This window comes from Pseudoxanthomonas sp. 22568 (assembly GCF_052044485.1).
Lineage (GTDB): Bacteria > Pseudomonadota > Gammaproteobacteria > Xanthomonadales > Xanthomonadaceae > Pseudoxanthomonas_A > Pseudoxanthomonas_A beigongshangi.
This window is the reverse complement of sequence record NZ_JBQENC010000004.1, coordinates 142,454-163,638: the sequence shown is the minus strand read 5'-3', so window position 1 is coordinate 163,638 and position 21,185 is coordinate 142,454. Positions and strand designations below refer to the sequence as shown.

General features: G+C 68.3%; 10 protein-coding genes. 1 reads left to right on the top strand and 9 read right to left on the bottom strand.

Annotated elements, in window-relative coordinates:
* The first annotated feature begins 4 nt into the window (after positions 1-4).
* A complete protein-coding gene (locus ACTJI2_RS06600) occupies positions 5-733 on the top strand; it encodes a hypothetical protein (RefSeq protein ID WP_440841511.1) in 729 nt (242 codons plus the stop codon).
* A 17-nt stretch (positions 734-750) separates the two neighbouring features.
* On the opposite strand, the gene pbpC is transcribed toward ACTJI2_RS06600, so the two are convergent.
* The 9 genes from pbpC to smc all read right to left on the bottom strand — a co-directional run bounded on the left by pbpC (position 751) and on the right by smc (position 21,176).
* Positions 751-3,123 (bottom strand): penicillin-binding protein 1C, encoded by a 2,373-nt coding sequence (pbpC, locus tag ACTJI2_RS06595; RefSeq protein WP_440841509.1) that lies wholly within the window; start codon positions 3,121-3,123, stop codon positions 751-753.
* Positions 3,124-3,292: 169 nt separating this feature from the next.
* Positions 3,293-8,227, bottom strand: coding sequence for an alpha-2-macroglobulin family protein (locus ACTJI2_RS06590; protein WP_440841507.1), 4,935 nt, complete (start codon positions 8,225-8,227; stop codon positions 3,293-3,295).
* A gap of 125 nt (positions 8,228-8,352) precedes the next feature.
* Positions 8,353-11,049 (bottom strand): DNA gyrase subunit A, encoded by a 2,697-nt coding sequence (gene gyrA / locus ACTJI2_RS06585; RefSeq protein WP_440841505.1) that lies wholly within the window; start codon positions 11,047-11,049, stop codon positions 8,353-8,355.
* Between the two features lie 275 nt (positions 11,050-11,324).
* On the bottom strand, positions 11,325-12,380 hold the full coding sequence (gene mtnA, locus ACTJI2_RS06580; RefSeq protein WP_440841504.1) for an S-methyl-5-thioribose-1-phosphate isomerase: 1,056 nt from the start codon (positions 12,378-12,380) through the stop codon (positions 11,325-11,327).
* A gap of 94 nt (positions 12,381-12,474) precedes the next feature.
* Positions 12,475-13,278 (bottom strand): DUF3011 domain-containing protein, encoded by an 804-nt coding sequence (locus ACTJI2_RS06575; RefSeq protein WP_440841503.1) that lies wholly within the window; start codon positions 13,276-13,278, stop codon positions 12,475-12,477.
* A 111-nt stretch (positions 13,279-13,389) separates the two neighbouring features.
* Positions 13,390-14,358, bottom strand: a complete 969-nt coding sequence (gene epmA / locus ACTJI2_RS06570) for an EF-P lysine aminoacylase EpmA (protein ID WP_440841502.1) — start codon at positions 14,356-14,358, stop codon at positions 13,390-13,392.
* Positions 14,355-16,700 (bottom strand): NAD-dependent DNA ligase LigA, encoded by a 2,346-nt coding sequence (gene ligA / locus ACTJI2_RS06565; protein WP_440841501.1) that lies wholly within the window; start codon positions 16,698-16,700, stop codon positions 14,355-14,357. Before ligA ends, epmA begins: the two co-directional genes overlap by 4 nt.
* A gap of 205 nt (positions 16,701-16,905) precedes the next feature.
* A complete protein-coding gene (zipA, locus tag ACTJI2_RS06560) occupies positions 16,906-17,640 on the bottom strand; it encodes a cell division protein ZipA (protein WP_440841500.1) in 735 nt (244 codons plus the stop codon).
* 32 nt (positions 17,641-17,672) lie between these two features.
* On the bottom strand, positions 17,673-21,176 hold the full coding sequence (gene smc, locus ACTJI2_RS06555; RefSeq protein ID WP_440841499.1) for a chromosome segregation protein SMC: 3,504 nt from the start codon (positions 21,174-21,176) through the stop codon (positions 17,673-17,675).
* Positions 21,177-21,185 lie beyond the last annotated feature (9 nt).

Here is a 21,185-nt window from a genome sequence, read left to right as displayed (position 1 = left end):
CTCCATGCGTCCGCGGGAGCTGGCGCTGCACGCGCGGTTGGCGGCGCGTGTTTCCGCGCCACGCCTGCAGATGGCGGTCATGGTCGCCATCACCGCGCTCTCCGGCTTCCTGGCCTCGGTGCTCCTTGCCGCAGCCGGCATGGATTCCATGTGGTTGCGCTATCCCGTCTGCGTCGGCATCGCCTATCTGGTGTTCCTGACGCAAATCCGGCTCTGGCGTCGATGGCGTGAAGCAGACGTACCGGGGATCGAGGGTCCGAGCGGCTCATCCCACGGGGAAAGCCATGGCGCTCCGGATTGGTCCGGTTCCGGTGGCAGCTCCGGTGGCGCCGGGGCCAGCGCACGGTTCGAGGCTCCCTCGACGACGGGCGCAGGCGGCATGGACGCGGAGGCGGTGGACATGGCCATTCCCGATGCGAGCCTCGATGTTGAACATGTCTGGATATTGCCCCTGCTCGGCATCCTGGCCGGGGTGCTGATTGCGCTCGTCTGGGTGGTCTGGAGCTCTCCCATGCTGCTGTCGGAACTTGCTCTCGACGCGGTTCTCTCCACTGGGCTGTACCGCAAGCTGAGACGAACCCCGGCCGAAGATTGGCTTTACACGACGCTGCGCCACACCGGTTGGCCTTTTGTGGCCGCGTTGTTGTGTTCCTTTGTCTTGGGCGTGGCCTTGCATGCCATCGCCCCCGGTTCGACGACACTGGGCGAAGTATTCGCCATCAAGCAAAGGTGAAGTTGTATCAGACGACGCTAGTTCAAGATATTGAAATCCACCCGCGTCCATGCGCCGCTGTCGGCCAGCGCCGTCAGCGTGTGCTGGCCCGGTTGCTCGAAGTCGCGCACGAACGGGCGTGCGCCCTGGGTCTCGGCGATCCACTTTCCGTCCAGCAGCCATTGCACGCGGGCTTCGGTGCCGAGCGCGCGCAACTGCAGGCGCACGCCGTGTTCGCTGCCCGGCGCGCGCGCCAGGGTGGCGCGGTCGTTGATGCCATCGATGCGCAGTTCTTCCGCTGCTTCGCGGCCATCGTCCACGCAATCCGGCGACAGTGCCGGCAGGCGCGATTGCGCGCGGGTCTGCGCGCCCAGCCACGGCGAGGCCAGCGCCGGCCAGCGGGCGATGCGTCGGGTCTGCGATGCATGCGGGCGCGCGCATTCGGCGGACAGGCGCAGGCCGGTTGTCGCGTCCACCTCGAACACTTCGGTACCCGCGCTCCAGCGGCGCGCGTCGCGCTCGGCCAGGGTGGGCGGCGTCGCGCCATCGAGCGTCCATGCCTTCATCCGTCGCTGGCACAATTCCGGCGCGTCGGCTTCCGGCGGCAGGCCCAGCGGCCAGCAGATCTCGGTTTCGGCGACGTTCGCCGGTGGCGGCGAGGCGGCGGCGTCACCGCGCGCGCGCGGCAGGCTGTCGATGATCTCGAACATCAGCGGCAACGCGGTGACCGCGCCGTATTGTCCCGGCAACGGCGTCCCGTCCGGCCTGCCGACCCACACGCCGACGGTATGGCGGCGCGTGCTGCCCAGCGCCCACGCATCGCGGAAGCCGTAGCTGGTGCCGGTCTTCCACGCCACCCGCGGACGCATCGCGGTGTCGAACGCGCCCTGCCCGTAGCCGGGCCGCGGGTGCGATTCCAGGATCTCGCGGATGATCCATGCCGCGCCGGGCGACGCCAGCCGGCGGTCCTCGCGCACATCCAGCGGCGTGTAGCGCACCCGCCCCGCCAGGCCGCCGCGGTTGAATGCCGCGAACGCACCGACCAGATCTTCCAGGCGCGCACCGGTACCGCCAAGAATCAGCGCGAGGTTCGGTGATGCGCCGCGCGGATACTTCAAGGCGATGCCGGCATTGGCCAGGCGCGCGGAAAGCCGCGCCGGCCCGACCCGGTCCAGCAGATCCACCGCCGGCACGTTGAGCGACAGCCGCAGGGCTTCCGCCGCGCCGATCGGACCGTTGAAGGCGGCGTCGAAATTGCCGGGCCGATAACCGCCGAACGACTGCGGCGCATCGACCAGCAGGCTTTCGGAATGGATCAGGCCGTCATCCAGCGCCAGTCCGTACAGGAACGGCTTGAGGGTCGATCCCGGCGAACGCCACGCCTGCACCATGTCGACGTGGCCCAGGCGTTCCTTGTCGCCGAACGTCACCGAACCGACGTAGGCGCGCGCTTCCATGCTGGCGTTGTCGATCACCAGCAGCGCCGCCGAGGTACGTGCCGGCAGTTGCGAGAAGTAGGCCGCCACCCGCTCCTCCAGGGTGCGTTGCAGGTCGGCGTCCACGGTCGATTCGATGCGCGCCGCGCGCGGTTGCCGCTGGCGCAGGCGCTCGGCGAGCAACGCCGCCGACAGCGGTGGCTGCAGGGAACGCGCCACCACCGGTTCGATCCGCGCTTCCTCCACCTGCGCCGGTGTCCACACGCCCAGCGCCACCATCCGCGCGAGCACCTTGTCGCGCGCCGCGCGCGCGGCATCGGGGTGGCGATCCGGACGCAGGCGGCTGGGCGATTGCGGCAACACCGCCAGCAGTGCGGCCTCGGCCTGTGACAGGCGGGTGGCCGGCTTGCCGAGGTAGGCCCAGCTGGCCGCCTCCACGCCTTCGATGGTGCCGCCGAACGGCGCACGCTCCAGGTACAGCGACAGGATCTCGCGCTTGGACAGGTGCGCTTCCAGTTGCAGCGCGCGCAGCAACTGCTTGAGCTTGCCCCAGGGCGTGCGCGAATGCGGATCCAGGATCCGCGCCACCTGCATGGTCAGGGTCGAGCCGCCGGACACGATCCGTCCACGCCGCAACCATTGCCCGCCCGCCCGCAGCATCGCCCAGGGATTGACGCCGGGATGCTTCCAGAACCAGCGGTCCTCGTAGTTCAGCAGCGCGTCCAGGTACAGCGGCGACACGCTATCCGGCGTGGCCGGATAGCGCCAGACACCGTCACGATCGGCGAACGCGCGCAGCGGCGTGCCGTCGCGCGCGACCACCAGGGTGCTGGTGTCGCGCGCCTTCGGCAGTGGCGGCGGAAACAGCAGGTCCAGCAACAGCAATGACGACAGCACGCCCACCGCGCCCCAGCGCAGCACGGCCGGCCAGCGCAGCGCGCGCAAGCGCCGCCATGCGCGTTGCCAGCGGGACATCCTCGAACCAACCATCAGTCACGTATCACGTCAGTGGCCACATCCGCACCGCACATGGGCGGGCTGCCACCGCATCCGCGGTCTCGGCCCTCCCGTCCCGGGAAGCAGGGAACCGGCGTCGCTCGATTTCCGACGCCCCGGTCCCGACTCCCCATTCCCGACTCCCGCCCTACGGCTGCACGACGGTGATTGTTCCCACCTTCGAGCGACCCACGCCACGGATATCCGGCCGGTACATGTCCTCGACCAGCGGCGGAGGCACGGTGTAGGTACCGGGCGTGACCGCGCGCACCAGGTAGAACACCTTGGCGGTGTCGCCGCTGTCCAGCTTCAGCGCGGCCACGTAGCGATCATCGCGAAACTCCTCGTGCTTCACGTCCGCCGCGCTGCCGCGATCGCTGACGCTGATGCCGTCGACCACCACGTCGGCCCATTGCTTGGCGTCACCCAGGTTGAAGTTCTCAATCTCCAGGCCGGCGGGCAGCAGATCGGTGAACAGCGCATCCGGCATGCTCGCATGCGGGGTGATGCTGACCCGGACGATCAGCGCCTCGCCCTCCTTCAGCGTGCCGCCGTTCCACTCCTTGCCGTCGGTGGTGTAGTAGCGCCGTTCGATGCCGATCTGGCGTTCGTCGGCGGCCGGCGGCGTGCGCGGGATGCCGCTGACATCCAGGCTGGCGTACAGCGGCGGCTGGCCTTCCGGCACGAAACGCGCGCCGCGCGCCAGCGCCGCGTGATCCAGGCTGCGGCCGAACACCTTGCCCGGCGCGACGGTTTCGCTTTCGCTACCCAGGGTCCAGGTACCGGACACCAGCTTCTTCTGATCCACCATCAATGCCTTGCCCAGGCGCGCCAGCGCGACCTGCTCCTGCGTGCTCAGCCACAGCCAGCCGCTGTTGCGGCGGGCATCCAGTTCGCGGCCCAGCGACACCGCGCGGCGGTCGTACTCCGGCTTGGACAGCTTGCGCTCGTGGACCAGCGCGATCATCAACGCGTCATCGCGCAGGCGGGTGCCGTAGTCGCCCAGGTAGTCGGGGCGATCACCGTTCTTGGCGAAACCCTCGGCAATCGCCTTCGCGCCACGCGCCTTGTCGCCCTGCAGCGACAGCGCCAGGCCCAGGTGCACCAGCGGCAGGCCGGTCAGGCTCTTGTTGCGCTCATTGTCGTACAGCGCGCGCAGCGTGCCCAGCGGCGCGCGATTGACCCGCGCCAGCGCGTAGCCGGCATAGGCCTGGTTGGCGAACTTGAGGTGATCGCGCTGCGAGTAGCCGTAGAACTGCGCGCCGCCGGCCAGCAGATCCTCGTTGAGGCGGTTGAGCGCCTTCTGCAGGACGTTGTCCGGCACGGCGAAGCCGCCTTCGCGCGCATCCAGCAGGAACTCGACCACGTACGGGGTCAGGCCCGGATTGACGTAGCCGTCGTCGCCCCACATCGAGAAATGGCCGTTGGCGACCTGCATCGAGGCCAGCCGGCCGAACGCGCCTTCCATGCGTTCGCGCCGCTTCTTCGCATCCAGCCCGCCGACGCCCAGAGACTTGGCGGTGGCATCATCCAGCTCCAGTGCCGCATAGCCCTTGCTGGTGGTCTGCTCGGCGCAGCCGTAGGGATACTCGAGCGCGCCCTGCAGGGCGCTGGCGAAGGGAATCGGCGGCAGCGCGCTGACCAGCATCCGCGCATTGACCGAGCCGGCCATCAACCCGTCGGCCAGTCCGGCCCCCATTTCCACCGGCGCCATGCTGTCCAGCACCAGCGTGCGCGAGCGCAGCACCGCCGGCCAGCCGGCGCGCACCGGCAGGTCGTAGCGGCGATCGACCTTGAAGCCGTTGCCGTCCACCCGCACGCGCACCTTGGCGGTGGTGTAGCCCTCGCCCGCGGTGATCGGGAAGCTCAGGGTGGTCTTGGCGTCGGTCGCCAGTTTCGCGCTGCGCGCGGATTCGCCGATCGACAGCGGGCCCTCGCCGTCCACCCGCACGCTGAATTCACCCGGCTTGCCGGTGAAGTTCTGCACGTCCAGGGTCACCATGCTGCGATCGCCCGGCGCCAGCACGCGCGGCAGGCTGGCTTCGGCCACGATCGGCGCGCGCACCAGCGTCTCGCGATCGCGGTTGCCGTAGCGCTCGTCCGAATACACCAGCGCCGACACCCGCAGGGTACCGTTGAAGTCGGGCACCTTCAGGCGGATGCGCGCGTTGCCCTTGGCGTCCAGCTTCACCGGACCGGCGAACAGGTCCACGGTCTGCACCCGCGAGGTCGGCCGCTTGGCCTGCGGCAGCGCGGTCAGCGCCATGTCGCCGCCGAAGCGGATCTTGGCGCTGCCGCCTTCGAAACTCTCGATCACGCGCCCGTAGATGTCGTACGCGTCCACGCCGAGACGGCGCTGGGCGAAGAACTGCGCATTCGCGTCCGGCACCGGGAAGCGGGTGATGTTGAGGATGCCCACGTCCACCGCCGAGACGGTGACGTGCGCGGCCTTGCCGGCCAGTTCGGGCACGCTGACCGTCACTGGCAGCTCCTGCTCCGGGCGCATCTGCTTGGGCACGGCCAGGCCGACGGCGACGCGGCGCGCCTTGCGATCCATCGGCACGTGGGCCACGCCGACCGCGCGCGCCGGGGTGATCTTGCTCGGTGCGGATCCGCCGCGGAACACCAGCGCGGTGATGTAGACGTCGTGCCGCTCCCAGTCCTGGGTGACCGGAATGGAGAAGCGGCTGCCGGGCTTGGCATCGATCTCCTGCACGTACAGCATGCGATCGGCCTCGACCATCAGCAGGCCCTTGCCGGGGTGCGGTGGCGTCAGCGTCACCTGCAAGGTGTCACCGGCCTTGTAGCCGGTCTTGTCCAGCGCCAGCTTGACCTTGTCCGGTCTCGCATCCAGCCCGCGGTTCTGATCGTCCCAGCTCCAGCCGGCGCGGAACGGATAGCGGGTGGTCAGGCCGGACGCCGGATCGAACACGTCCAGCCGGTACTCGCCCCACTCCACCGGATAGTCGATGCGCGCGGCGGTGGCGCCGGCATCGATCACCTTGGTTTCCAGGTTCTCGAAGCGGCGGGTGAAATCGTAGTCCCAGCCGCCGTCCTCGTCGTAGTTCCAGTGATAGTCGCGGTGCTCGCGCACCAGCGTCGCCTTCAGGCCCTTGCCGGGCTGCGGCTTGCCGGCGGCATCCACCCGCATGATCTCGAAGCCGGCGTTGCTGTTGGCATCGGCGCCGTCCTTGTCGTCGAACAGCGGACGCACGCCGACCAGCGTGTTGGCCGGCCACATGATGCGCTTCAGGGTGCGCGTCACCGTGCGGCCACCGGTCTCGTAGACACTGCCCGAAACCACCGCCGCGACCGGCGTCACCGGCTTGACCTCGGCCGGCAGCGCGATCGCCTCGCGATAGACGCCCTTGTCATCAAACTTGGCATCGACTACGTCCTTGGCTTCCTTCGGCAACTCCACGGTGGGGTCGCCGAAGAAGTAGCCCGGCAGCGCTTCCACCGGATGCTGTTCCACCGCCACCGCCAGCCGCGCGGTGAAGCGGTTGCCCGCCGCCGGCGCGCCATACAGGTATGCCGCCGTGGCCTGCAGTTGCAGTGGTTGTCCAGGCTTTAGCGTGGCCTGCCCGGTGCTGTCCAGATCCAGTTTCATCCGCTCGGGCAGGAATTCCTCGATGCGGAGGGTCATGCCCTGCACCGCTTCCTTGCTGGCCGGATCGGTACGGAACTCCACCTGCCAGCGACCGGTCGGCGCTTCCTGCGGGATGACCTGCTCGAAGTTGAAGTAGCCTTGCTCGCCCGGTTGCAGGCGGGTCTCGCGGAAGGTCTTGCCGTCGGGTTGTTTCAGCCGCAGGAAGATTGGCTGGGCCTTGACCGGACGGCCGTCGAAGTCGCGCAACAGGGCCGAAAGGCGCACGGTTTCGCCGGGACGATACAGGTCGCGGCCGGACCAGGCGAACACGTCGAACCAGGCCTGCTCCCGGCCGGCCACCGCGAATTCGGACAGGTCCAGCGCCGGCTGGTTGAACGGCAGCATCGATACGTCCTGGCCGCGCCGGGCGATCAGCACGTGGCCCGCATCCAGCGTGTACTTCAGCAGGGCATTGCCATTGCTGTCGGTCTTGCCGGTCAGGAAGGTCTCGCCCTTGGCGTCCAGCACCCGCAGTTCGACCCCGCCCACGGCGGCGCCATCGCGCAGCGATGCGGTGTGGACGAACAATTTATCCTTGTAGGCACGCGTATGCAGGCCCAGGTCGCTGACGGTGAAGAACGCGGTCTCGAAATCGCCGGCGAACTTGCCGGTGCGCTTCATCACCGCGAAATACAGGCCCGGCTCCTGCAGTTCCTTGATGTCCTGGATCGGCAGGTAGGTCAGCAGGCGCTCGTTCGGCTTGCCACCGAGCAGGAAGCGATTGACGTAGACCGGCTCGGCCAGCTGCGCGATCGGCGTGCTGTCGCCGTAATCGCTGTCCAGATCCCAGCTGCCGCGACGGCCGCCGCGCTGGTATTCGGAGAAGAACTTCGGCAACGATTTCTCGTTGACCCGCAGGAACTCGACATCGACTTCCTTGACGTTGATCGAGACCACCGGCAGGCCACGGCTCTCGCGCGCCGGCAGCACGCTGCCCTGCGAGGCGAAGCCCACCGCCGGATCCAGTTCGCCGGTGTGCACGCGCTGCTTGAGTTCCTTGCCCAGGCGGCTGCCATCGGCGGCCAGCAGGTCCGCGCGCACGATCACGTCGTAGTCCTTGGCCGCCTCCACCGACGGGAAGCGCAGGATCCTGCCCTTGTCGTCCAGCACCCAGCTGCCCTTGACGGTTTCGCCGTTGGCGCCGGCCACCGCCAGCAACTGGTCGAAGTCCTGCGAGCTCACCAGCGGTCGGCTGAACTCCAACGCGATCGCCAGGCTGCCGTCGTGCTGATCCGGATAGGCGCTGGCCAGCCCGAAGCCGACCACCTCCTGCCGCTGCGCCTGCACCGCCTCGCCGCTGGCCTCGGGCAGTTGCCCGGTGTCATTGCGCTTGCATCCGGCCAGCGCGCCTAGCGCCAACAGGCCGACGAAGAGTGCGCGCAGGCCGAAGGCACGCGCGCTGCGGAAGGAAGGAGCCAACGATTCCATGTGCATGTCCCTGATCCGGTCTTGGCGGCAGTATAGAACGCGGAACACGATGCTTTGGGGTCAGCGAAGCCAGGAACCGGAAAAGAAAAACCCCGGCAAGCCGGGGTTTCTCATCGCGTTGCCGACGGGCCTCAGGCCTGCGGCGGCGCGGCGGCGACATCGCCGGCTTCGGCGGTATCGATTTCGCCTTCCTCGTCCTCGTCCAGCGACGCGTCCAGGCGCTCAACCGCCTGCAGCACCTCGCCCTCGGACAGCCGCATCAGGGTCACGCCCTGGGTGTTGCGGCCGACGCGGGAGATTTCCGAAGCGCGGGTGCGCACCAGGGTGCCGCCATCGGAGATCAGCAGCACCTCGTCGCCGGCACGCAGCAGCACCGCGCCGATCAACTTGCCATTGCGCTCGCTGGTCTGGATGCCGATCACGCCCTGGGTGCCGCGGCCCTTGCGCGGGTATTCGGCCAGCGGGGTGCGCTTGCCATAGCCGTTCTCGGTCGCGGTCAGGATGTAGGCCACGTCGGCGTCGTCGGCGCCGGTTTCCAGCACCGCCTCCTCGCCGGTTTCGACCACGTCCTCGGCGCCCTCTTCCTCGCCCTCGTCCACGCCACCGGCGGACTCGGAGACGATCAGGCTGACCACTTCCTCGCCCTCGGCCAGGCGGATGCCGCGCACGCCGGCGGCGGTGCGGCCCATCGAGCGCACCTTGTCCTCGGCGAAGCGGACGGTCTTGCCGTTGGAGGCGAACAGCAGCACGTCGTTGCCGCCATCGGTGAGCGCCACGCCGATCAGCGCGTCGCCCTCGTCCAGGCTGATGGCGATCTTGCCGCGGGCCAGGCGGAACGCGAACTCGGTCAGCGGGGTCTTCTTGACCGTGCCGCTGCGGGTGGCGAAGAACACGTAACGGCCTTCCTCGTAGGCGCGCACCGGCAACACCGCCTGGACCTTCTCGCCTTCCTCCAGCGGAATCCAGTTGATGATCGGGCGGCCGCGGGCATTGGAGCCGGCTTCCGGCAGCTGGTGCACCGGCAGCCAGAACACCTTGCCGCTGCTGGTGAAGGTCAGCAGCGTGTCATGGGTGTTGACCAGCCACAGCTGGTCGATGAAATCCTCTTCCTTGGTCGCCGCCGCGCTGCGGCCACGGCCGCCGCGGCGCTGGGCGCGGTAGGCGCTGACCGGTTGGCGCTTGGCGTAGCCGGCATGCGACAGGGTGACCACCACGTCTTCCGGGGCGATCAGGTCGAGGATGTCCAGATCCTCTTCGCTGTGGCGGATTTCACTGCGGCGCGCGTCGCCGAACTCGGCCTTGACGTTCAGCAGCTCGTCGCGGATGACCTGCAGCAGCACGTCGGGGTTTTCCAGGATGCGGATCAGGCCGGCGATGACCTCCAGCAGTTCCTTGTATTCCTCGGTCAGCTTTTCCTGTTCCAGGCCGGTCAGGCGATGCAGGCGCATCTCCAGGATCTGGGTGGCCTGCACGTCGGTGAGCTGGTAGGCGCCATCGACCAGGCCCACGCCCCTGGGCAGATCTTCCGGGCGCGAGGATTCGGCGCCGGCCGCCGACAGCAGCGCGCCGACTAGGCCCGGCGTCCAGGTCTTGGCCAGCATCCGCTCCTTGGCTTCCTGCGGGTTGGCCGAGGTCTTGATCAGCTCGATCATCTCGTCGATGTTGGCGAGCGCGACCGTCAGGCCTTCCAGGATGTGGGCGCGGGCACGGGCCTTGCGCAGTTCGAAGATGGTCCGGCGGGTGACCACCTCGCGGCGGTGGCGCACGAACGCTTCCAGCATTTGCTTCAGGTTGAGCAGCTGCGGACGGCCGTCCACCAGCGCCACCATGTTGATGCCGAACACCGATTCCATCGGGGTCTGCGAATACAGGTTGTTCAGCACGACCTCGGCCGATTCGCCGCGCTTGACCTCGATGTAGATGCGCATGCCGTCCTTGTCGGACTCGTCGCGCAGCTCGCTGATGCCCTCCAGCCGCTTTTCCTTGACCAGCTCGGCGATCTTCTCGATCAGCCGCGCCTTGTTCACCTGGTAGGGAATCTCGGTGACGATGATGGCTTCGCGGCCGGTGCGGTCATCGACCTCGATGTCGGCCTTGGCGCGCATGCGCACGCGGCCGCGGCCGGTGCGGTAGCCGGCGATGATGCCGGCGGTGCCGTTGATCAGGCCCGCGGTCGGGAAATCCGGACCGGGGATGTACTGCATCAGCCCGTCGACGTCGATCTCGGGATCGTTGATCAGCGCGATCAGGCCGTCGATCACTTCCGACAGGTTGTGCGGCGGGATGTTGGTGGCCATGCCGACCGCGATGCCGGCCGAGCCGTTGACCAGCAGGTTCGGGAACCGGGTCGGCATGACCGTCGGCTCCAGTTCCTTCTCGTCGTAGTTGGGCTGAAAATCGACGGTTTCCTTGTCGATGTCCGCCATCAGTTCGTGGGTCAGGCGCGACATGCGCGCTTCGGTGTAACGCATCGCCGCGGCGCTGTCGCCGTCGACCGAGCCGAAGTTGCCCTGCCCGTCCACCAGCAGGTAACGCAGCGAGAACGGCTGGGCCATGCGCACCAGCGTGTCGTAGACCGACTGGTCGCCGTGCGGATGGTACTTACCGATCACGTCACCGACGATACGCGCCGACTTGTAGTACGGCTTGTTGCTGTGCGCGCCCAGTTCGTTCATCGCGTACAACACACGTCGATGCACCGGCTTCAGGCCGTCCCGGACGTCCGGGAGGGCGCGCCCCACGATCACGCTCATGGCGTAATCGAGGTAGCTCTTGCGCATCTCGTCTTCGAGGTTGACGGGGATGATTTCCTTGGCGAGATCAGCCATTCGGGTTCCGTAGTCTCAGGTTTTTCGAGCCGAAACCGGCCTGCCGGGACGGAGCCGGCAACGCTAGCGCGGGCGGGGTTTCAGGCAGGTTTTTACAACCTGCGGAGTGTATCACAGGCGGGACTTTTCCGCCCGTTTTTCAGCCCCGAAACAAGCAGTTAGCCGGTCATCCGATGGCTCGCGGAGGGCATCGCGCCCGAGGCCGCCAGAGCGCCCCAGTCCATGCCCGGGGATCCCCCTCTCCGGACGCCTGCAAATACCGCCGGGCCGGCGGTTCAGCCGAAAGCGGCCCGCATCTTCGCCAGTGTCGGCTGCTCCACCACGCCCTTCTCGGTCACGATGGCGTCGATCAGGCTGGCGGGGGTCACGTCGAACACCGGGTTCCAGGCGGCGATGCCCTCGGCCACCGTGCGGACGCCGCCAATGCCCAGCAATTCGCCGGGATCGCGTTCCTCGATTTCGATGGCGTCGCCGTCCGGCGTGGCCATGTCGACCGTGGACGACGGCGCCACCACCATGAAGCGCGCGCCGTGGTGACGGGCGGCGATGGCGAGCTGGTAGGTACCGATCTTGTTGGCGGTGTCGCCGTTGGCGCAGATCCGATCCGCGCCCACCACGACCCAATGCACCGCGCCGGTCTTCAGCAGGTGCGAGGCGGCCGAGTCGGCGATGAGGGTGGCCGGAATGCCGTCCTGCTGCAGTTCCCACGCGGTCAGCCGGGCGCCCTGCTGCCAGGGCCGGGTCTCGCCGGCGAACACGCGGCCAATCCGGCCCTGTGCCACGCCCGCGCGGATCACGCCAAGCGCGGTGCCGTACCCGGCGGTGGCCAGCGAACCGGTATTGCAGTGGGTCAGCACGCCGCTGCCCGCCGGAATCAGGGCCGCGCCGAGTTCACCCATGTGGCGGTTGGCGGCCAGATCCTCGTCGGCGATGGCCTGTGCTTCGCGTTCCAGCACCGCGCGCCAGTCCGCGCCCGTTCCATGCAGCGCCGCGCGCATGCGCGCCAGCGCCCAGGCCAGGTTGACCGCGGTCGGGCGCGCCGCGTTGAGGCGTTGCAGCGCCGGTTCCAGCATGGAGGCAGCCTGCGCGCCATCGGCGGCCTCGACCGCGCGCGCGGCCAGCACCACGCCCCAGGCGGCGGAAATGCCGATCGCCGGCGCGCCGCGCACGGCCAGCGCGTGGATGGCCGCGGCGACCTCGTCGCTGGTCGCGCAGGTCAGGTATTCGACCACGAACGGCAGCTTGCGCTGGTCCAGCAATTCCAGGGCGTCGCCGGTCCAGCGGATCGGACGGATGCGGTCGTAGCGGGCGTAGTCGAAGGCGTCGTTCATCGCGCCATTGTAGCGGCCAGAAAAAAGCCCCGCGCATGGCGGGGCCTTTTCCATGGGGATGTTCCAGCGGAGATGTTCCCGCGAAGGCCCACCGTCACCAGACCCGGAACTCGGCGCGGCAGCCGCCGCTGACCCAGATGCCGCCGCGATCCCAGCCCCAGCTGCGTCCTTCGATGCACGGGGATTTGGAGATTTGCCGCTCCACCCGGGCGCCGCGCCGGACATGGGCGTCGCAATGGCGAGTGCGGTTGTCGTTGGAATCGCAGCGCACGATCTGGTTGTTGCCGCCCCAGTTGCCGCCCGAATTACCACCGTTTCCGCCGTTCCAGCCACCGCCGCCGCGACCGCCGACCGCGAACTCGGCGCGGCAGCCGCGCGAGACCCAGATCTGATCGCGCTCACGGCCCCAGTTGTAGCCCTCGACGCAACGGGTCTTGGAGATCTGCCGATGCAGGCGCACGTAACCGCCGCGCGGAATCGCGCAGGTGCGGTGGCGATCGTCGTTGGAATCGCAGCGGACGATCTGGTCGCCGCCGTTTCCGTTCCAGCCGCCGCCATTCCAGCCACCACCGCCCCAACCGCCACCACCGCGCGTGCGGAATTCGGCGCGGCAGCCGCCGGTGACCCAGATGCCGGTGCGATCCCAGCCCCAGTTGCGGCCCTCGGTGCAGTAGGTCTTGGACAGCCCGCGAATCAGTTCGACGCCGCCGCGGGTATCGGCCTGGCAATGGCGGTACTTGGCGTCCTGGGACTCGCAGCGGACGACCTGCCCATAGCCATCCCCCGGGTAGCCATAGCCGCGATCCTGGGCCGCCGCCGTCGCGGCCACGGAGCCCAGGGACAGCAGGGACAACAGCGGCAACATCCGATGCATGACGCGGATCGTGGCGTGCTTCATGGCGCGATCTTCCGTGGGTGGTGTTGGTGGAGAATCTACCGGACCATCATGAATGTGAACCCAAGAAACCGTTTCCGTTTTTGACGCTGCCCGAAGACGTTTGGCCGCCACTCAGGCTCGCGCGAAATCGAAGCAGAGCACGTCGGCGATGCGCGGCGTATCCAGCATCGCCATCAGCAGGCGGTCCACCCCCAGGGCCACGCCCGCGCAGTCCGGAAAGCCGGCATCAAGCGCCGCCAGCAGGCGCGCATCGATGGCCGGCGCATCCTGCCCACGGGCTTGGCGCACGGCGACGTCGCGAAGGAAGCGCCTTGATTGTTCGGTGCCGTCGGCCAGTTCGTGATAGCCATTGGCCACTTCCAGCGGTCCGAGGTAGATCTCGAAGCGCTCGGCCACCGGCACCTCGTCAGCGCGCACGCGCGCCAGCGCGCATTGCGAGGCCGGATAGTCGTACAGCGCCAACAGTTGATCTGTAGGAAACGCCGGCTGCAGGCGATGGGTCATCAGCAGATCCAGCCAGTCGTCGCGGTCCAGCCCTTCGGGGTCGATGCGCACGTCCGCCAGCGCATTGCGCAGGACATCGATGTCGTCGAGCATCGGGTCGATGCCGAGCGACTCGCGATAGAGGTCCCGGTAGGCGACCCGGCGCAGGCGCAGGTCGCGGCCCACGAGCGCCAGGCATTCACGCAGCAATCCGGCGCACTCGTCGATCAGTTGCTGGTGATCCCAGCCGACCCGGTACCACTCCAGCATGGTGAACTCGGGGTTGTGGCGGCCGCCGGCTTCACCGTCGCGGAACACGCGTCCCAGTTCGTAGCAATCGCCCAACCCCGCCGCCAGCAGTCGCTTGAGCGGAAATTCGGGCGAGGTGCGCAGCCAGCGCCGGCGCGGGCCGGCATCGACATGCCCGCCGAATTCCAGCGAGAACGAAGCGATGTTGGGATCGGTGTTGCCGGCCTGCGACATCACCGGCGTCTCCACTTCCATCACGTCGCGCGCGGCGAAGAACGCGCGCAGGGTGGCGTTCAAGCGGGCGCGCAGGCGGATGGTCTCGAACCTCGCCGAGGGCTGCCAGCTCATGCGTGCTTCGCCAGGAAAGCCAGCAGTTGCGCCTCGTCCCAGATTTCGATGCCCAGCTCCTGCGCTTTCGCCAGCTTGGAACCGGCAGCCTCGCCGGCCACCACCAGGCTGGTTTTCTTCGACACGCTGCCGGCGACCTTCGCGCCCAGCGCCTCGAGTTTCGCGCCGGCCTCGTCGCGGCTCATCGCCGCCAGTCCGCCGGTCAGCACGACGGTCTTGCCTTCCAGCGGACCGGCCGGACCGGTGTCGCCTTCGGGCGTGATCGACAGCAGGTGTTCCACCACCTGGCCCGCGTGCGCCAGCAACTTGGCGTGTTCGGGCGCTTCCAGCCAGGCCGCCAGCGCGTTGGCCGATTCGGACGGCAGGCCGGCGCTGACGAACTGGTGCGCCGGCGCGTCCACCAGCGCCTCCACGCGCGGGAACGCGGCGGCCAGTTGCTCGGCGCGCACGCGGGTGACCTTGGGGATTTCCAGATCCACCAGCAGCGCGGCCAAGCCGAGGTCGTCGCGCAGTTTCGGGTGCGGCGGGTGCGCGTCGGTGAGGGTGACGCCGCGCGACAGCAGATCGTCGATGACCTGCTGGTTGCCGGGCTGATCGAAGAAATGACCCAGCGAGCGCGCGACTTCGCCGCCGATGTCGGGCACGCGCTTGAACAGCGGCCACGGCATGCGCCGGATCAGTTCCAGATCGCCGAACCACAGTGCCAGCGCCTTGGCGGTGCTCTCGCCGACATGCTGGATGCCCAGCGCGAACAGGAAGCGCTCCAGCGTGGTCGTGCGGCTGTGGTCAATCGCCTCGATCAGGTTGTCCGCCCACTTGGTGGCGACCTTGCCCGCCTTCACCGTTTCCGGCGTGGTGCCGTCGCGCTCGTCGGCGCGGCGCTTCATCTCCAGCAGGTCATCCACCGTCAGCCGGTACAGGTCGGCCACTGAGGTGACGTAGCCCAGATCGCTCAACACCTCGACGTAACGTTCGCCCAGGCCCTCGATGTCCATCGCGCGGCGCGAGGCAAAGTGGCCGATGGCCTCCTTGCGCTGCGCGGCGCAGGTCAGTTCGCCGGAACAGCGCCAGACCGCCTCGCCTTCCTCGCGCACCACTTCCGAACCGCATACCGGGCACCGCGTGGGCATGGACCATGGCTGGGTACCGGGTGGGCGGCGCTCCAGCACCACCCTCACCACCTCCGGAATCACGTCGCCGGCGCGGCGGATGATCACGGTGTCGCCGTTGCGCACGTCCAGGCGGGCGATCTGATCGGCGTTGTGCAGGGTGGCGCGGGTGACGGTGACGCCGCCGACCTGCACCGGCTGCATCAGCGCCCACGGCGTGACAGCACCGGTGCGGCCGACGTTGACCTCGATCGATTCCAGCACGGTCATCTGTTCCTGCGCCGGGAACTTGTGCGCGATCGCCCAGCGCGGCGCGCGCGAGACGAAACCCATCTCGCGCTGGCCTTCGTAGTCGTCGAGCTTGTAGACCACGCCATCGATGTCGAACGGCAGCGCGTCGCGCTTGTCGCCGACGCTCCGGTAGTAATCGAGCAGGCCATCCACGCCGTCGACCACGCGGTTCTCCGCGCTGACCGGGAAACCCCATTCGCGCAGGCGCGCCAGGGTCTGCGAATGGCTCGTCGACAAGTCGCCGCCCTCAACCAGCCCGACCGCATAGGCGTAGAACGCCAGCGGACGCTGCGCGGTCATGCGCGGATCCAGCTGCCGCAGCGAGCCGGCCGCGCCGTTGCGCGGATTGGCCAGCACCTTGCCGCCCTCCTTCAGCGCGCGCTCGTTGTAGGCGCGGAACGCGGCCAGCGGCATGTACACCTCGCCACGCACTTCCAGCACCCGCGGCCAGCCCTTGCCGCGCAGGCGCATCGGAATGGCCTTGATGGTGCGCAGGTTGGCGGTGACGTCCTCGCCGGTGGCGCCGTCGCCACGCGTGGCGCCCTGCACGAACGCGCCGTCCTCGTAGCGCAGGCTGATCGCCAGGCCATCGAGCTTGGGCTCGACCGAGAACAACAGGTGCGGCCGCTTCAGCTTTTCGGCGATGCGGCGGACGAAGTCCTGTACTTCCTCGTCGCTGAAGGCATTGCCCAGCGACAGCATCGGAATCGCGTGGCGGACTTCGGCGAACCGGGCCGAGGGCGCGTTGCCGACCCGCTGGGTGGGCGAGTCCGGGGTAATCAGATCCGGGTTCGCCGCTTCCAGTTCGTCCAGTTCGCGCAGCAGCCGGTCGTACTCGGCGTCCGGGATATTGGGTTCGTCGAGGACGTGGTAGCGGTAGTTGGCATCGTCGAGCAGGCGACGCAGCTCGATGGCACGGTCGGCGGGTGTGGGTGCGGTCATGGCGGGATTCTAAGACGGAGGGCCGCAAAGCCGGCGTGTTCTTATCCGGCGTGTTCTTATCGGGCGTGCTCTGACCCGATGTGCTCTGATCCGGGCGATTCGGGGGATATGACCGCCGCGTTGGGGCGGCGCGGCGGAAGCAGCCTGGCGGGCGGATGCAGGACCCCGCCAGGGCGGCCCCGTTACAGGTCCCGCGCGGCCCGGCTTACCAGCGCGGCGGCTTGGTCAGCGGCGGCGCTTCGTGCTGGCGGTCGTAGGCGCGCAGCTCTTCGCGGATGTGCTGGATGCGCTGGCGGCCCAGGGTGTTGCGGCTGTCGTCCAGGACCACGCCGTTGAGCAGTTCGGCCATGCGCTCGACGTTGGGCAGCAGCTTCTCCCAGGCTTCCAGCGCGCTCACCGGCGCCGGCAGGGTCAGGAAGAAGGCGATGGCCGGGGTTTCCATCTCGCGGATGTTGGCCATGTCGAAACTGCCCGGCTGCATGATGTTGGCCATGCTGAAGATCGGACCGCGTTCGGGATGGCCTTCGATCAGGCGGTGGAACACGTTCATGTGGCCGAAGATCAGGCCGGTCTTTTCCGCCGCCACCACGATGTCCTCGCCGCGCAGCACCTGCCCGGCGCGGGCCGCCACGTACAGCGAGACGATCTTGTCGAAGTCCTGGTTGGCGCGTTTGCCCAGGTGGCTGTCGGCGGCGGTCGGGGTGCCGCCGGCCAGGCCGAGTTCGGGCTGGCTGACCTCGTCGCCGGAGTAATCGCGATCGGTCTCGTAGGCCGCGTCGTCGGTGGCCAGGCTGGGCTCGACGCGGGCGTTGTCGCGTTCCGTCGGTTCCAGCCGCCGGCCCTGGCTGGGCTTCTTGGGGCGGCCGAAGAAGATGATCGCCGCAATCAGGATTGCGCCGGCGATCAGGATGCCGATTCGAAGCATTGCCATGTCGGACACGTCGGATTCTCCGCCAGGGTTTGATCAGGGGTTCAGGCCGCGCCGGCCAGGCGCGCGGCTTCTTCCAGGTCCACCGACACCAGTCGGCTCACACCGGGCTCGCGCATGGTAACGCCACTGAGCTGGTGCGCGGCTTCCATGGTCGCCTTGTTGTGGCTGACGAACAGGAACTGCACCTTCTCGCTCATCTCCTTCACCATGTTGGTGAAGCGGCCGACGTTGGCCTCGTCCAGCGGCGCGTCCACTTCGTCCAGCAGGCAGAATGGCGCCGGATTGAGCTGGAAGATCGCGAACACCAGCGCCACCGCGGTCATCGCCTTCTCGCCACCGGACAGCAGCGAGATGTTGGACACGCGCTTGCCGGGCGGCCGCGCCATGATCGCCACGCCGGTGTCCAGCAGATCCTCGCCGGTCAGTTCAAGGTAGGCGTGACCACCGCCGAACAGGCGCGGATACAGCGCCTGCACGCCGGCATTGACCCGGTCGAAGGTGTCCTTGAAGCGGCCGCGGGTTTCGCGGTCGATCTTGCGGATGGCGTCCTCCAGCGTTTCCAGCGCGGTGGTCAGGTCGACATGCTGCGCTTCCAGGTACTCGGCGCGCTGGGAGGCCTCGCCGTACTCGTGGATGGCGGCCAGGTTGACCGGTTCCAGCCGGCGCATGCGCGAGTCGATCTGGGTGACGGCCTGCTCCCATTCGCGCGCGTCGGCCACTTCCGGCAAGGTGTTGATGACGTCCTCGACCACGAAGCCGGCACTGACAATCCCCTGCGACAGCTGCTCGGACTTCAGCGCCAGCGCCTGCTGGTCCAGCTTGCGCTGGGAGATCCGTTCGCGCTGGGCCAGTGCCGCCTCGTCGCGCTGGTGGCGGGTCTGCTCGTACTGACGCAGTTCGTTGTCGATGCCTTCCAGCACCGAGCGCGCCTCGGCCAGCCGGCGATCGGCGTTGACGCGTTCTTCCAGCGCCGCCTGGCGTTGGGCGTCCAGTTCCTGCACCGGCGAGTCGCCCTCGCTCAGCTGCAGGGTCAGTTCCTCCAGCCGCGAATCGAGCTGGCCGCGCTGGCCGCCCATCCGATCCAGCGCCTGGCTCAGGGAGATGATCTGGGTGCGCTGCGATTCCAGCGTCAGCGCCAGCGCGTGGGTGGCGTCGCGCGACGCGCGCGCCGCCTCGCGGGCCAGATCGCGCGCTTCGACCAGTTGCCGGCGCTCGGATTCCAGGCCCTGCCGGGCCGATTCCAGATCGCCCATCGCGGTGACCGCTTCCTCCAGCCGCAGGCGCGCCTCGCGGGCCTGCTCGCGGCTGCCGTCCAAGGTTTCCACCAACTGGGCGATTTCCTGGTCGATCTTGTCGATGCGGTGGCGGGTGGATTCCACCCGTCCCTGCTGGCTCTGCAACTGGCCGGCCAGTTCGGACACGCCACGATGCGCCAGGTACAGGGCGCGCTGCGCGTCCTCGCGCTGCTGCTCGGCGGCCAGCAACTGGTCGCGCAGGTTGGCCAGGCGTTCTTCGAGTTCGGCCTCGCGGGTCTGCAGCGTTTCGATCTCGGCGCGCAGACCCTGGATTTCCCGCTCGCGCAGCAATGCACCCTGCTTGGCCGCGCCGGAACGTAGCACCCGCACCCAGCCGGCGCCGAGGCGCTCGCCGCTGCGGGTGATCACCGAATCGCCGTCGCCCAGTTGCGACTGCAGGCGGCGCGCTTCGGCCAGATCCTCGGCCACATGCAGGCGCGCCAGTAGACGACGCACCGCCGCCGGTCCCTGCACCCGCGCCGCCAGCGAGGTCGGCGCGACGTTGAAGTCGGCCTGTGCGTCGGACACCAGCGCGATGCGGCCTTCGCCGAGTTCGCCCAGGGCGTCCACCAGCGATTCCGGCGCATCCACCAGCACGCCTTCGATGAGTTGTCCGAGCGCGCCCTCGACGGCGTTTTCCCAGCCCGGCTCGACGGTCAGGCGCTCGCCCACGCGCGCCGCCGAATCCAGCCCGCGCGCCTTGAGCCAGCTCATCGCCGCGCCCTGCTCCTGGCCCAGCGCGGCATGCTGCAATGTCTCCAGCGAGGACAGCCGGCCACGGGCTTCCTGCGCGCGCTTGCGCACTTCCGACAGTTCGGTCTGCGAAGCACGCTGCTGCTCCTGCACGCCCGCCGCCGACTGCTTGCGCGACTCGACCTGCTCGCTCAGCGACTCCAGCGATTCCTTCTGGGTGTCGTGCTGGATCTGCAATTGCTCGAAGGCTTCGGCCAGCGCGTCCAGATCCAGTCCAGCGCGCTCGGCGGCCAGGTTCTCGCGGCGGCGTTCGGTTTCCAGCGCCTGGCGATCCAGATAGTCGACGCGGGTGCGCTCGACCTCGCCGGCGCGCGCGGCCTCGGCCGATTCGCGCGAATGGGTTTCCCAGCGCTGCTGCCAGTCCGACAGGCGCGCTTCGGCGTCGCGCAGGGCGTCCTGCTTGAACAGGTCTTCTTCCTGCAACTGCGCCAACCGGGGTTCGGCCTCGTCCACGCTCTCGCGCAGGACGTTGAGCTTGGTCTCGTCACCGCTGATGTGCTGGCCCAGTTCCTGCAACGCGTTGTGGGCTTCGTCGCGCGCCTTCTTCAGGCGTTCGGCCAGATCACGCTGGTGCTGCATCTGCTGTTCCAGCCGGGCCAGCGTGCTGCCGACCTGGTAGACCTCGCCCTGGGCCTTGTTGAGGCCCTCGGCGGCTTCCTCGCGGCGCAGGCGATCGGTTTCGATGTTGCGCTCGGCCTCGCGCTGCTCGGCGATCAACTGCTGCAGGCGGGTTTCTTCCTGCGACAGCTTCTCTCGCAGGCCCTGCAACTGCACGTCGAGTCCGCGGAACTCCAGCGCCTTCCACTCGGCGTCCTTCACCCGGCGCTCTTCCTGCAGGGCCTGGTACTGCTCGGCCTGCTTGGCCTGGCGCTTGAGGTGTTCCAGCTGCTTGCCGATTTCCTCGCGCAGATCGTTCAGGCGATCCAGGTTTTCGCGGGTATGGCGGATGCGGGTCTCGGTTTCCTTGCGGCGTTCCTTGTACTTGGAGATGCCGGCGGCTTCCTCCAGGTAGACGCGCAGATCCTCGGGCCGGGCCTCGATGATCTGGCTGATCATGCCCTGCTCGATGATCGAGTAGCTGCGCGGTCCCAGGCCGGTGCCGAGGAACAGATCGGTGATGTCGCGGCGGCGGCACTTGGTGCCGTTGAGGTAGTAGTTGCTCTGGCCGTCGCGGCTGACCTGGCGCTTGACCGAGATTTCGTTGAACGCGGCGAACTCGCCGGCGATAGTGTGATCGCTGTTGTCGAAGATCAGTTCGACGGTCGCCTGCGACACCGGCTTGCGCGCCGAGCTGCCGGAAAAGATCACGTCGGTCAGCGAGTCGCCGCGCAGGCGGCTGGCGGAACTCTCGCCCATCACCCAGCGGACCGCATCGATGATGTTGGATTTGCCGCAACCGTTGGGACCGACCACGCCGGTCATGTTGGTGGGCAGGTGCAACGTGGTCGGATCGACGAAGGACTTGAAACCGGACAGCTTGATGGTCGAAAGGCGCATGCGGCGATG